Raw genomic sequence first — 13,280 nt, forward strand, 5'->3', positions numbered from 1 at the left:
ATCTATCAACGGGTCGTAAAAGTCACTGAAGAATTGCCAGTCTAATACTGAAAATATGTATTTTACTTCTTCAGCATCTCTTACGTAGCAATCGTCTTTATTTGCCAAATAAAATCCTTCAATCAATATAAAGTAATATCTTGTTATTGCCAGGTTCATTTTACACCTAAGCTCCCCTAAACCTCCATTTCCAGCAAAGCACTGCTCAAACTTTTCCCATGCGTGTCGAGGGCGAGAGAGGTGGTGACGCCACTGAGTAACGCCTTGTCACACACAAACAACAGTGCGCAAACATTGTGCATCTCGTATCGTCTGATTTCACCTGCTACAATGCCCTTCATATGTTTGCTCACAGCTTCCACTGTCACTTGCTCGCAAAGCATCGGATAGTCCGCCTCATCGTAGGGTATCAGGGAAAGCGTGGAAGTGTTTCCTTTGTCGCCTGCCCGGCTGTGCGCTATGTCGTATAATTTCATATCTCTTTGACAGTTACTTGTGGAACAACCAAGCCTCTGTCCAATAAAACCGACACAATGCCCACAATCTCATTGACGTATTTTCTGGCGCCACCACCACCTGCAGGGCCATTGGTGTACAAGGCTTCAACCTCCTCACCCACCAGCGCAGCCACTTCCATTTTCTGTGCTCTGCCAGCTACTCTCAATCTCACTTCAGCCGACTCAATTTGTTGATCAAAAGTCCCTCTGAAAATAGCATTTACCCCGACAAGGTCTACCCTCAAATCATCCATTCTGTCTTTCAGCCGCTCTTCAATCATTTGCCCTGCGAGCTTAGCCTTTTGAATAGCATTGGTGCCTGCGTACGAAATTTCTCCCTCGCCAAGCCAAAATGCCTGGTATCCCACACTCACCTTAAAAGTAGAAGGCCTCGCCTTGCCACCGCCGCCAGAAACATGCACCATGTCCTTGCCAATTTCCTTTAGCCTCACACTGGTAAAGTCTGCAATCACATCAGGCGTGTAGTATTCATGAGGGTTCACCACTTCGTAGAGGAGCTGTTCTTTGGCCGTCATTAGATTAACAACGCCGCCCGTACCCCCGACTTTGCTGATCGTGGCTGAACCATCAGCATCGACATCAGCAAATGGGAAGCCCAGGTTGGCCGGATCGGGCACTTCCTTTTTACCCGGATCCATGAAATATCCTCCGGTAATTTGTCCGGCGCATTCAAGCAGGTGTCCAATCACGGTTCCTTTTCCTAATAGGTCATAATCGTCCGTTTTCCAGCCAAATGCATGTACCATAGGTGCCAGAAACAGCGACGGATCCGCCACTCTACCGGTAATGATAATATCGGCACCCGATTCCAAGGCTGGAAGAATGGCGTCTATGCCGATGTAAGCATTGGCAGAAAGGAGCTGTCCCGATTCCTTAAGTGGCCTCGCAGTCTCCAGGGCCTGTTGATTCGGATCTATTTGCCCAAAAACGTCGTCGCCAGTTACCGCTGCCACCTTCACAGACAAATGGAGCTTTTTGGCTATCTCCAGCACTTTGGCAGCTGCAGCCAGGGAATTAGCTGCGCCCATATTTGTGACCAGCCTTACTTTGTGTTTCACCAAATGTGGTAGCAGCAACGTTATCCTGCGCTCAAGCAGTGGGTCATATCCTTTGGACGGATCGGCTTGCTTTCGCTTCTGGGCCAGGGCAATTGTTCGCTCGGCCAGGCATTCCAATACCAGGTAGTCGAGGTCGCCTTTTTCTGCCAACACCACCGCTGGTTCCAACCTGTCGCCAGAAAAACCTGCCCCACCCCCGATTCTTATTTTTTTCTTCATGGGTTAGAAACTTATGGCTCCAATGAGCACAGACATCGTCAGCATAATCATTGTGACTAAAAAAGCCCAAGGAATGGTTTTCCGCTGATGATCGCCTAAGTCCACCCCTGTAAGGCCTATCAGCAGAAAGGTGGCTCCTGTTAGCGGGCTTACAGGAAAGCCCGTGGTCATTTGTCCCATAATAGCTGCTCTTGCTACTTCTATGGCCTCGCCATTGAAATGCTCAGCAGTGGTTCCCAGCAGCGGCAGTACACCGAAATAGAATGAATCCGGATCGAACAGTAAACTGGCCGGCATGCTCACCACTCCCGTCATCAAGGCCAGATGATTACCAATACCCGACGGAATATAATTAACAGCCGTAGCCGCCATGGCTTCTATCATGCCCGAGCCTTTCAGAATGCCGGTAAAGCATCCGGCAGCAAACAAAATGCTAGCCATTAGCAAAGCTGCTTTTGCATGTGCATCAATCCTCTCTCTTTGCTCCTTAAGGTTTGGGTAATTCACCGTGATGGCTATGACAAAGGCGATCATGAAAATAACGTGTGGCGGTGCGAGGGCAGCAATGAGTGCAGTAATAGAAATAACGATCAACGCCGTATTCAGCCAAATTAATTTTGGTCGATGGAGGCTAATATCTTTTTCGCTAGCAATAGTGGAATCACTGATTTGTCCTTGCTCATTCACCCGGCTTCTCTCCTTTTTTCCCAGATACCAGGCAATTCCCAGTACAGCCAGCAACCCGCAAATGACCGGAATTAAAATGGGATTGAACAGCTCGGTCACCGGCACTTCCAGCGCTGACGCAGCCCTGATAGTCGGCCCTCCCCAGGGTAAAATATTCATGGTGCCAGCTGCCAGGGCAACCACTGTCGCCAGTGTAGTTCTTCTCATTCCCATGGCGTCATAAAGAGGTAGCATAGCCGGCACTGTAACGAGGAAGGTGACCGCACCGGAGCCATCGAGGTGGACGATCATGGCGAGAATGGCTGTAACGACAGTAATCCGTGCCGGGTCGTTACCAGCGGCTTTCAATAGGCGCTTGATAACAGGCTCAAAAGTGCCGGCATCCATCAGGATGCCGAAAAACAAAATAGCAAAGATGAACATCACCGCCGTGGTAGAAATGGTTTTCACTCCGTCGGTAATATAGGTGACGATCTCCGTTGTGAACCCGCCGATTAGCGCTGTGGCAATGGGCACAATGATGAGTGCCACTACAGGAGACAGTTTTTTGCTCATTACCAAAACAAGCAAAAGCACTATGGTCAAAAGTCCGAGGAACGCCAGCATAAGCTATTTATTCGCAGATAAAATGGCCGTCATAGTATCCAACGCTTCGCCGTCGGCGATCGGCTTTGCTTCAACTTTAGTTCCTAAGAGCATTACTTGTTTGGCGTCCGGCTTGTAAATGGGCCATTTGGGCAAGCCCTTAGCGTTTGGATTTCCCGTTTTGACGAAATTAGCCCAGTAGGTAGACATCGTGGCTTCCAGTTCCCGGTCTACAGCTTCCCATGGACGATCCACAAACTCCAGGTTGTCGTAGGCATAAGGCACCTCTCCGGTATGAAATGCGCCATATTTGGCATACTCACCTGTGCCTGGCACCTTTCGGGTGAACCGGTACACATACACATTAGTTTTTCCCTGTTTCGCCTGCACATTGGCCCATGCATAATTTTGGAGTCCAAAGATCATGTCACGTGACAGATCAAGTTGTGATTGGGCGGCCTCAGCGTCGTCGGACGCCGGGTAGTAGGTCAGTACTTTTCCGGCATTGCTTCCGTGCTGTTGTTTGATCTGCGTTTCGAAGTCAGCTGCATTTTTTACAGGCCCAAAAAGCAAGCCTTCGTCCTGGTTCCAGCCGGTGAGCAAATCAACGGGGTTTTCTCTGCCCTCGGCGAAAATATCGGCAATGTGCTGAGGAAGTACAAAGCCATCTATGATCGGGCCTCTGATTCCGAGTTGTGTCTTCATGAGCTCTTGCGGGGACAGTTTTCTCAGGTCTGCCAAGCCAGTAGCACCTACAGCTTTCGCAAAAGCTAAGCCTGCCTCTTCTGCCTGCGCCAGTGCCTGTTGATTTCTGCCAAAATTGGCTCCGCTTTCGGCAATTGCCTTGTTGAACAGCCCCTTTGCCAGAGGAGTCGCCACCATGCAATTGACGCTCATGGATCCGGCCGATTGTCCTGCTATGGTCACATTCGAGGGATCGCCTCCAAAGCCCGCTATGTTTTCTTTCACCCATGTCAGCGCTGCTACCTGATCCAGAAGTCCGTAATTACCGGAAGCGTTATTTGGCGACTCTTTCGTCAGCTCAGGGTGGGCAAGAAACCCAAACACACCTACCCGATAGTTGATACTTACAAAAACAATCCCTTTGCGAGCCATGGCTTCTCCGTCGTAAATAGGCACGCCACTACCGCCGCTGCTAAAACCGCCGCCGTAAATCCAAACCAGTACTGGGAGCTTTTCTTTGGGTGACTTTGCTCCAGTCCAGACATTGAGGTAAAGGCAGTCTTCACTGATCGGTTCTTCGGGTATAAGGAATTCCTGGCTCCACATGCTAAAAGGTGCAGGTTTGCCTTGCATTGGACTTGGCCCAAATGCTGTACATTCCTTTATCCCCTGCCAGGGCTGAACCGGCTGAGGCACCTTCCAGCGCAACTCTCCAACTGGTGGTGCGGCAAAAGGGATGCCTTTGAAGCTGGTGATCTTTCCATCGACTGTGGTGGCTCCCGACACCTTTCCTGACTTGATCTGGACCAAAGAGACAGCATTTTGTCCCAGGGTTGGGTGAAGACAAAGCAGTAAAGACCAAAGTAAGAGGATAGCAGTTTTCATAGGTAGTTGGATAGTGATAAGCAGGTTCAGCTATCAATTTACCAGAAACGAAGTCAATTTCAATGCGTCAATAAAACATATTGATAGATGACATAAAAAAACCTCAGACCGGTCTGTCTGAGGTTTTCTATTTAGCATCTTAACGGAACGATTTACATCCCCGCCTCTAAGGGTGCTTTCTCTTCATTCAGGAACAAGATTTCAGCAATTTGCACCAAAACCTGATCGGGTGTAGCCGTGTCGCTTTTGAAAACAAAGTACACGTCGTGTATTCCCTCTGTCGGCTGAATTTTAGCCTGGGCCTGTGAATTTCTCTTTCTTCTCCAAGTGACGATATCTTCGCCCTCGGCAGGTCTGCCAAACCCAACATTTTTCTGACCTACGGTGTTAGTAGTACCTAACAACGCACCTGTTGGTGAATCAACATGTACTTCGACATAGCCACCTGCCGCACTTACCCTGGGGGAAGCCTGCACAAACAAATCTATTTGCTTGATGCCAGTGAGGTCGATGGCCTTATAGCCTATGTAAGAACCGCTACCCACCATGTTGAAAGTAGTGCCCGGAGTGGTCAGTAAATTCACGCCTTTCCTGATTTCTGATTGTTGAGGGTCCAATGAAGGGTTTCTCAGTGCCACAAAATCATCGCCGGAAAGTGGCCCAACAGCGCCAGCACCCTTATCTGCATAAGAAGCTCTCAGCAGGTATCCACCCTGTCCGTCTTCGCCTTCGGGCACTTTAGGAGTTACTGTACCAGCCAGGGGAAGCGATTCCACTGTAGGCTTTGTCTCCAGCATATTGAGAATGAACATCACCATTCTTTTGGCATCAGCCTGGCTCAATTGCGGGTGAGCACTCATGGCATGCTCGCCCCACACGCCGCTACCTCCATTGATTATTTTGCCTACCAGCATATTAATATTGGCGTCAGTTTTGGGATACTTAGCAGCTACTGCGTTGTAAGCAGGGCCTATCGATGCCTGCTCGTACTGGTGACACGACTTACAATCGCCGGTCTCAATCAGGTTTCGGCCAATGTTCAAAGCAGCCATCGACTCCGCTCCTCTTTGCTTGGAAGCAATTTCAATGGGATCGTAGCCAGAGGGCACATAGTCGAAAGTAATGGCTACTTCGTTGGGCTTGATAGTGCCATCGGCGCTGCTTCCATCTTCCTTGTCACTCACACTGACAGCATAAGTGAGCGATTTCTCACCGAAATAGAAACTCCGGTTGGGTACCTGAAAATCGATGGATACCGTCGGTGGTTCATTGCCTGCCACCACTTCCATAGAGGCCCTGTTCTTCTCGCCTTTGGTATCTGTCACCGTCAGACTCACCTGATAAGTACCTGCCTGCTCAAAATTGAACGACGGGTTGGCTTCAGTAAGCGTTTTGTTGACGCCGCCGTCTGATACCACCTTCCACTCATAGGTCAATTTCCCCTGATCGTACTCGTCATAGTCTGTTGTGCCTTCCGATGACAGCTGAGCTGTAAAAGGTACAGCGCCTGCGGTTTTGTCAATAGAGGCAGCCACAATCGGCTTCCTGTTGCCTGCATTGTATTCGATTTTCACAATTCTGGAATTGGAGTTGCCTCTGAACCATGCGCTGCCATATTCGAGCACATAAAGGTCGCCGCTTGGGCCGAAGTCCATGTCTATAGCACTTACGAAGCTTTCGTTGGGCAGGAATCGCTCCATGGATTGGTAGTCGCCATTTTCATCCATGGTTACTGACATGATCCAGCCACGCATGAACTCCACAATCAACCACTTGCCTTCGAAATAAGATGGGAAGGGCCTTGGTGCTCCGGCAAAATCTGCCTTGCGAAAAACGGGGCCTCCTGTGGCACTTCGCCCTGCCGTTCCCACCAAAGGGAAAGTATACGACGGGCCATAAGGATAATAGATGAAGGCTGGTACCACAGGCGTAGGCAATTCTTTCAATCCGGTATTGTTTACCGACTCGTTTACAGGATGGTTCACATCAAAAGCCTCTCCGTAAGTGTCGGTAGCCAAATCATGGCGATTATACGGCCTGTTGTTAGCAATAAAATACGGCCAGCCAAAAAAGCCCGGACCTTTGGCCTGATTGAACTCGTCATAGCCTTTTGGTCCCCAAACAGAATCAACAGATGCATCCGGACCAACTTCGCCCCAATACAGATATCCCGTTTTGCTGTCCAAAGTTGGTCGCCAGGGGTTTCTGTGGCCCATGGTGTAAATCTCTGGCCTCGTTTTCTCTGTGCCCTCGGGGAAAAGGTTGCCTTCAGGAATTGTGTAACTACCATCGGCTTCAGGATGGATACGAAGGATTTTGCCTCTCAGGTCATTGGTATTACCCGGCGCACGCTGGTCATCAGCGCTTTCCATGCCAGGGCGTTCGTCAAGGTTAGAAGACCCTGTTCTCGGGTTCACCGTATTATTTCCAACAGTCAAAAAGAGATTACCTTCTTTGTCGAATACCATCCCACCGCCGGTATGGCAGCATTCTTCTCTCTGCGTCGGCACTTCCAGTACCACTTTTTTGGTTGATGCATAAAGTGAGTCGCCTCGAAGCTCCCAGCGAGCCAGCACGTGTTTCGGCGTGTCAGGGTCAGCATAGTACATGTAAATCCACGAATTTTCTTTGTAGTTGGGGTGAGCAATGACACCCATCAGGCCTTCTTCAGCCTCCCTTACTCTACCTTCCTTGTTAGTATACTTGGTATTCACAGGAATGGTAGCCACCAGCGTTACTTCGCCGGTGTTTTCATCCAGTATTTTTACTCCTCCTTTTCTCTCCACAAACAGCACACGGCTATTGGGAAGGAAGGTCATTTCCATCGGTTCATCCATGCCTTCTGTCAGCACCACTTTGGTAAAGCGATTGTCTTCAGGTGGTTCGTTGGAGGTTTGCGTCTCAGGTTGCTTGCAAGATTGCACAAGCAGGCAAATCGATGCGGCATAGGTCAACACTGACCTGCCGGTAGTTTTTAAAGTAAGTACCATGTAAACGAGTATAATTGTTGTTCAAAAGCTGTGCTACCGGCTGTATAAACGCTTGCTTTCCTATGCATTTGACAGCAGCCGACAGAACATTGCAACTGTAAGGTCATTAAAAGGGAAATGAAATTCTACGAAGAATAGAAAATCCGGCATAATATCAGGATAAACTATCGGATTTTAACGTCGACTTGGTATCGGCGAAAGTAATTCTTTGTGTCAAAACATCACAATAACTTTTTACGACCGTCTGAGTGGTGACAACTTTTTACAACAGTTCGTGTAAAACTTGGCTTAAACAACGATTTCAAATCCGATCTTTATGTTAACTGCCTTGAATCCGGCATCCGCCACTGGTGGTTTGACGATGGCAGAATTCCAATCTACTTAAACAGTTGCCCCATGGTAAAGCTTTTACTTGGTACCAGCATCGCAATAGTTAGCTTTATCAGCTACCTGTTTGCACTAGTTGAAACAAAGAAAGAAACACAAATCACGTTGTGCTACGTTGCTCCATCAGACGATAGCATGGCCTCCTTCGCTACCGATCCGGCTTTTATTGCTCTCCATCCTGCCCCGCTCCCCCTTCAGTACGACGCCATGGGAGAGAAAGTAACTTTCAAAGCAGCAGATGGTACAGATGCAACCGGATACATAGTGAAAGCCAAAAAGAAATCGGACAAATGGCTGTTCGTTTATCAGGAGTGGTGGGGCTTGAACGACTATATCCGCAGACAATCGGACACCTTTTACAACGACCTGAACGGAGAGGTAAATGTGCTTGCGCTTGACCTTTATGACGGCAAGGTGACCGATGTGCCCGCCGAAGCAGGTAAGCTGGTGCAAGGTGCTCAGGAAGGTCGCCTGGAAGCCATCATCAAAGGAGGCATTGCCTATGCCGGCCCAAAAGCTAAAATTGCCAATGTTGGCTGGTGCTTTGGTGGCGGCTGGTCGCTCAGATCAGGGCTGCTGGGAGGCAAGCAAACCGTTGGCACCGTTATGTACTATGGCATGCCGGTGAGAGATGTAGAAAAGCTGAAGCAGCTCAGCGGAGATGTGCTGGGTGTTTTTGCTACTGAAGAAAGAATTTCCAAAGAAGTGGTTGAAGAGTTTGCTGCCAATATGAAGGCTGCCAACAAAACACTGATGTATAAAATATACCCGGGCGTTCATGGTTTTGCCAACCCGAGCAATCCGAAGTACGATGCAGAATCGTCGAAACAGGCCTATGCAAAAGCCATTAGTTACCTCAAAGAAAGATTCAAAATATAGATCAAGACCAGGCCCGAACTTCGGTCTCAGGACTGGACTTTACTCGTTTTTTTTGGTAGAAAATTGCCCTTTAATAATCATTACTACACACCCCCGACTACTGTTTCCAACTCATGAATTACAATTTTTCATTATTGCATCTTCGCTCATTCTTCACTTTTGTTCTTTTTTTCATTGTAACCACGCACGGGCTCTTTGCCCAGGGAGGTAAAAAGGTGAATGTTAAAGGAAAGGTGGTCGACAGCCAGTCGGGCGAGGCCATGAGTTTTGCATCTATCCGGATATTTGCACAGGACGATCAGTTCATAGGAGGAAATGTTACTGACGACAAAGGAAATTTTACTGTAGAGGTGCCGGTAGGCAGCTACTATGCTTTGGTGGAGTTCATGGGCTACGAAGCACATCGCACCGGGAGTTTCCAGGCATCATCTAATACCGACATCGGCACCGTGCAGCTCAGTGCTTCGTCCAGCACGCTGGAAGAAGTGGAAGTAAGGGCTGAGAAAAGTACCATGGAGCTTTCGCTCGACAAAAAGATCTTTAACGTGGGGCAAGACCTGGCCAATGCCGGTGGCACTGCCTCCGACCTGCTTACCAATATTCCCTCTATTGCCGTCGACCCTGAGGGCAACGTAAAGCTGCGTGGTAGCGACAATGTGATGATACTGATTGATGGCAAACCTTCAGGTCTTGTGAGCCTCAAAGGGGCCAGCGGGTTGCAGCAAATGCAGGCCAGCATGGTCGACAAAGTGGAGATCATTACCAACCCCTCGGCCAGGTACCAGGCGGAAGGCATGGCCGGTATTATCAACATCGTGTTGAAGAAAGACCGCAACCAGGGCTTCAACGGCTCCTTTCAGGGCATCACGGGCTATCCTTACAACTTTGGAGGTGCTGCCAACCTTAACTACCGCCACAAAAAGATCAACTGGTTTGTCAACTATGGCATAGCCTGGCGCAAGCAGCCAAATGTGGCTTCTCTCTATCAGGAGGTCTATTCAAGCGACACCACCTTTATTTCAAGACAGGACAGAGACGGCCACCTGAAGGGATTCAATAATAATATTCAAGGCGGTCTCGACTTTTTCTTTAGTGAAAAAAGCATTCTTACGGCGTCGTATCTGTTTACACGCAGCGATGGCAACCGGATCACTGACCTTACCTATAGGGATTATCTAAACGACGACAACAACTACCTTGGCTACACGGCTCGCCGGCAAAATGAAAACGAGGCCGAACCCAATTCAGAAACCACGCTTACCTGGGAAAAGTCATTCGAAGAGAAAGGTCATAAACTACTCACAACCCTAAAATACATCGACTACTGGGAAAGGTCGGATCAAATTTTTACGCAACGATCTTACGACGAGAATAACGTTGCCATAGATGGCTCAAACCAGAAACAACATGCGCTGAACGATGAGTTTGAAAAGCAATACCTGCTTCAGCTTGACTACACCAAGCCTATTGGCAAGGAAGGTAAGTTCGAAACTGGGCTTAGGAGCAGCCTCCGGAACATGGAAAACAACTATGTGGTGACCAACGTGGACGAGGCTGGTGTCGAAACAGTCGACCCCGATTTGAAAAACATCTTTTTGTACGATGAGAATATCCAGGCAGCCTACGCCATTCTCGGTAACAAGAGCAATAAGTTCACCTACCAGGCCGGCCTCAGGGTAGAGTATACTGATGTGAGAACAAGGCTGGTGGAAACCAATGAACAAAACCCACGAGACTACCTGAATTTCTTCCCGAGCGCTCACCTTACTTATGCCGTTGCTAATCAAAACTCATTTCAGTTGAGCTACAGCCGCAGAATCAGACGACCTTTTTATAATGACCTGAGCCCTTTTGTTACGCTGGCCGATGGCAGAAACTTCTTTAGTGGTAACCCGGATCTGAATCCTGAATACACCGACGCCTATGAAATTGGACACCTGAAATACTTTGAAAAAGGCTCCCTCACTTCCTCATTTTACTACCGGGAGTCCAAGGAAACCATCGACCGCATCAGGGTGGTTGACGACGAGGGTAATGCCCGCACGCTGCCACAAAACCTCATCGGTCAAAAGTCGTTCGGCCTTGAGTTTACCAGCGACTATAACCCGTACGAGTGGTGGAAGCTCGACTTCAACTTCAACTTTTTCCATGCTGAAATTGATGGTACCAACATCATCGATACCTACAAGCCCACTACCTACAGCTGGTTTGCCCGCCAAACCTCCCGCTTTAGCCTGCCCAACAACCTGGACATTCAGCTAAGAGGCAACTTTGAGGCACCACAGAAAACCACGCAGGGCACACGGAAGGCGTTGGCCTACATCGACCTGTCGTTTGCCAAGGAAGTGCTGAAAGGTAATGGCACGCTCAACCTCAACATCATGGACGTGTTCAACAGCCGGGTAAGCCGCTACACCACCGAGGGCCCCAATTTCTTTACAGAGGGCAGCAGCCAGTTCCGTAGAAGGCAAATCAACCTCACGCTAAACTACCGCATCAGGCAATCGAAGTCGGCCAGGAGTAAGTATGTGATTGATGAGGGGTAATACCTAAAAAGCTTCAAATCGTTATCGTTAACCTGCGCTAGAAACTACAAAAGTTTCGATTCCCATCAGCCGTCCGCTGTTAGTACAGCGGCTGGATCCCTTCATTGCACATCAAGGGCAGCAAACTTTTGTAGTTTTCGTACTTTCCACAGCCGCATATTGTAGAAGTTCTGGAGAGTGTCTTCACTCACGAGCAATCCGTCATCAAAACCCTCTGTGATCAAAGCCCAATAAACCTTATATTGCCTATCATTCACCTACAACTACAGTCATGGACGAAATCAAAAAAGAAGACATCAAGCAGGAAGTATTTGACTTGTACGACTACTATGTACACAACAAGATTGACCGCAGGGAGTTTGTCGAGAAAATCTCCTTCTATGCCGTGGGCGGCCTCACAGTACCTGCCATGCTCAACTTTTTGATGCCCAAGTACCAGCAAACTCTGCAGGTGCCTGTCGATGACCCAAGGCTGAAGACTGAAACCGTAGGTTATGACTCTCCCAAAGGCGCCGGTAAAATGAGTGGGCAGCTTTCCAGGCCAGTAAAGGCCAAGGGCAAGCTGCCTGGCATTGTGGTAGTGCATGAAAACAGGGGCCTCAATCCTCACATTGCCGACGTGGGTCGCAGAGCTGCACTGGAAGGCTTTATTTCCATATCTCCTGATGCATTGTTTCCGCTTGGTGGCTACCCTGGCAACGACGATGATGGCAGAGAACTACAGCGCAAAAGAGACCGTGATGAAATGCTGGAAGACTTTATCGCCGCTTATGATTACCTGAAAGGGCATCCCGAGTGCAATGGAAAAATCGGCGTGGTAGGCTTTTGCTTCGGTGGCTGGATTTCGAACATGATGGCGGTGAAAATTCCGGGGCTGAAAGCTTCTGTTCCCTTCTATGGTGGGCAGCCAACTGCGGAGGAAACGGCACAGATCCAAGCGTCTATGCTTATACAATATGCAGGTTTAGATACCCGGGTCAATGAAGGCTGGCCTGCTTACGAAACGGCTCTGAAAGCTAACAAAGTGGACTACCAGGTATACATATACCCTGATGTGAACCACGGCTTCCAAAACGACTCAACGCCAAGATATGACAAGGAGGCCGCAGTGCTTGCCTGGGGAAGGACCGTGGAGTTTTTTAAGAAGAAGTTGGGGTGAGGGAAGACGGAAGACAGAAGATCGTAGTCGGAAGATGACCACGAGATATAGTAGTTCGTGCCGAAGTCACTAACGGCCCTGAAAGCCCCTACTTGCAAGCCCTGAAGGGGCGAAATACCAACAGGATGGCGGCGGCAGCCCCATCCGAAAAGAAGGTCTGAAGTCGCTTCAACATGACGCCAGTATGGGAGCTTCGGCAGTACCCAGCCAACGACCTTACCCAGCTGGCAGCATATTCCGAATAGCTGAAATCCGCCATTTGCCTTTTTGCTTCACTACCACAAATGTGCTCCACATTTTCCGCTCTGAACCATCAGGATTCTTTATTTCATAGCGACAGTCGGCAATAGCACTTGCTGAGCCCAGGTATCGGATTTTGTCAATGGTAAGCGTGCGGGAACCAGGGTTGCTGCTGGAGCTGCGCATCATGCCATCAATAGCCACCCGAATACCAATCCGCCACTCTCCGTTAGACACTAGCTGATCAATGTCCTCGGTGAGGATGTTCTTCAGCAGCACAGTGTCTTTGGTTTCCCTGGCCTCAGAGTATTGATCGATGAGCTTGGTGATTGCCTTGTTATTTTCAGTTGCCTGCCCAAAGGCAAGTTGAAACAGAAACAGACACAGCACGGATAGCAAGTGAGCTTTCATTGTCTTCTATTTAGTAAGTTAAGTAAAGTCAA

The 13,280-nt window shown here is 48.9% G+C and carries 9 protein-coding genes; 3 read left to right on the forward strand and 6 right to left on the reverse strand.

Annotation, left to right across the window (positions count from 1 at the left end; all coding sequences use genetic code 11):
• Window positions 1–176: 176 nt before the first annotated feature.
• The 5 genes from ACMVP2_RS27510 to ACMVP2_RS27530 all read right to left on the reverse strand — a co-directional run bounded on the left by ACMVP2_RS27510 (window position 177) and on the right by ACMVP2_RS27530 (window position 7,626).
• On the reverse strand, window positions 177–476 hold the full coding sequence (locus ACMVP2_RS27510) for a hypothetical protein (RefSeq protein ID WP_339794709.1): 300 nt from the start codon (window positions 474–476) through the stop codon (window positions 177–179).
• Window positions 473–1,795 (reverse strand): acyclic terpene utilization AtuA family protein, encoded by a 1,323-nt coding sequence (locus ACMVP2_RS27515; protein WP_416865993.1) that lies wholly within the window; start codon window positions 1,793–1,795, stop codon window positions 473–475. Before ACMVP2_RS27515 ends, ACMVP2_RS27510 begins: the two co-directional genes overlap by 4 nt.
• Window positions 1,796–1,798: 3 nt before the next feature.
• On the reverse strand, window positions 1,799–3,088 hold the full coding sequence (locus tag ACMVP2_RS27520; RefSeq protein ID WP_416865994.1) for a CitMHS family transporter: 1,290 nt from the start codon (window positions 3,086–3,088) through the stop codon (window positions 1,799–1,801).
• 3 nt (window positions 3,089–3,091) lie between these two features.
• Window positions 3,092–4,561 carry a carboxylesterase/lipase family protein gene (locus tag ACMVP2_RS27525; protein ID WP_416865995.1) on the reverse strand — a complete coding sequence of 490 codons (1,470 nt, stop codon included), beginning with the start codon at window positions 4,559–4,561 and terminating at the stop codon, window positions 3,092–3,094.
• A 227-nt stretch (window positions 4,562–4,788) separates the two neighbouring features.
• On the reverse strand, window positions 4,789–7,626 hold the full coding sequence (locus ACMVP2_RS27530; protein WP_416865996.1) for a PQQ-dependent sugar dehydrogenase: 2,838 nt from the start codon (window positions 7,624–7,626) through the stop codon (window positions 4,789–4,791).
• Window positions 7,627–8,022: 396 nt separating this feature from the next.
• On the opposite strand from ACMVP2_RS27530, the gene ACMVP2_RS27535 reads away from it, so the two are divergent.
• The 3 genes from ACMVP2_RS27535 to ACMVP2_RS27545 all read left to right on the forward strand — a co-directional run bounded on the left by ACMVP2_RS27535 (window position 8,023) and on the right by ACMVP2_RS27545 (window position 12,597).
• Complete coding sequence (locus ACMVP2_RS27535; protein WP_416865997.1) at window positions 8,023–8,892, forward strand: dienelactone hydrolase family protein; 870 nt, start codon at window positions 8,023–8,025, stop codon at window positions 8,890–8,892.
• A 113-nt stretch (window positions 8,893–9,005) separates the two neighbouring features.
• Complete coding sequence (locus ACMVP2_RS27540; RefSeq protein WP_416865998.1) at window positions 9,006–11,438, forward strand: TonB-dependent receptor domain-containing protein; 2,433 nt, start codon at window positions 9,006–9,008, stop codon at window positions 11,436–11,438.
• Window positions 11,439–11,709: 271 nt separating this feature from the next.
• Entirely contained in the window at window positions 11,710–12,597 is an 888-nt protein-coding gene (locus ACMVP2_RS27545) for a dienelactone hydrolase family protein (RefSeq protein ID WP_416865999.1), read from the forward strand.
• Between the two features lie 216 nt (window positions 12,598–12,813).
• Here ACMVP2_RS27545 and ACMVP2_RS27550 read toward each other — a convergent pair whose 3' ends face one another.
• On the reverse strand, window positions 12,814–13,248 hold the full coding sequence (locus ACMVP2_RS27550) for a YybH family protein (RefSeq protein WP_416866000.1): 435 nt from the start codon (window positions 13,246–13,248) through the stop codon (window positions 12,814–12,816).
• Window positions 13,249–13,280: the final 32 nt, after the last annotated feature.

Origin of the sequence: Imperialibacter sp., from assembly GCF_048007035.1 — a bacterium.
Taxonomy (GTDB): domain Bacteria; phylum Bacteroidota; class Bacteroidia; order Cytophagales; family Cyclobacteriaceae; genus Imperialibacter.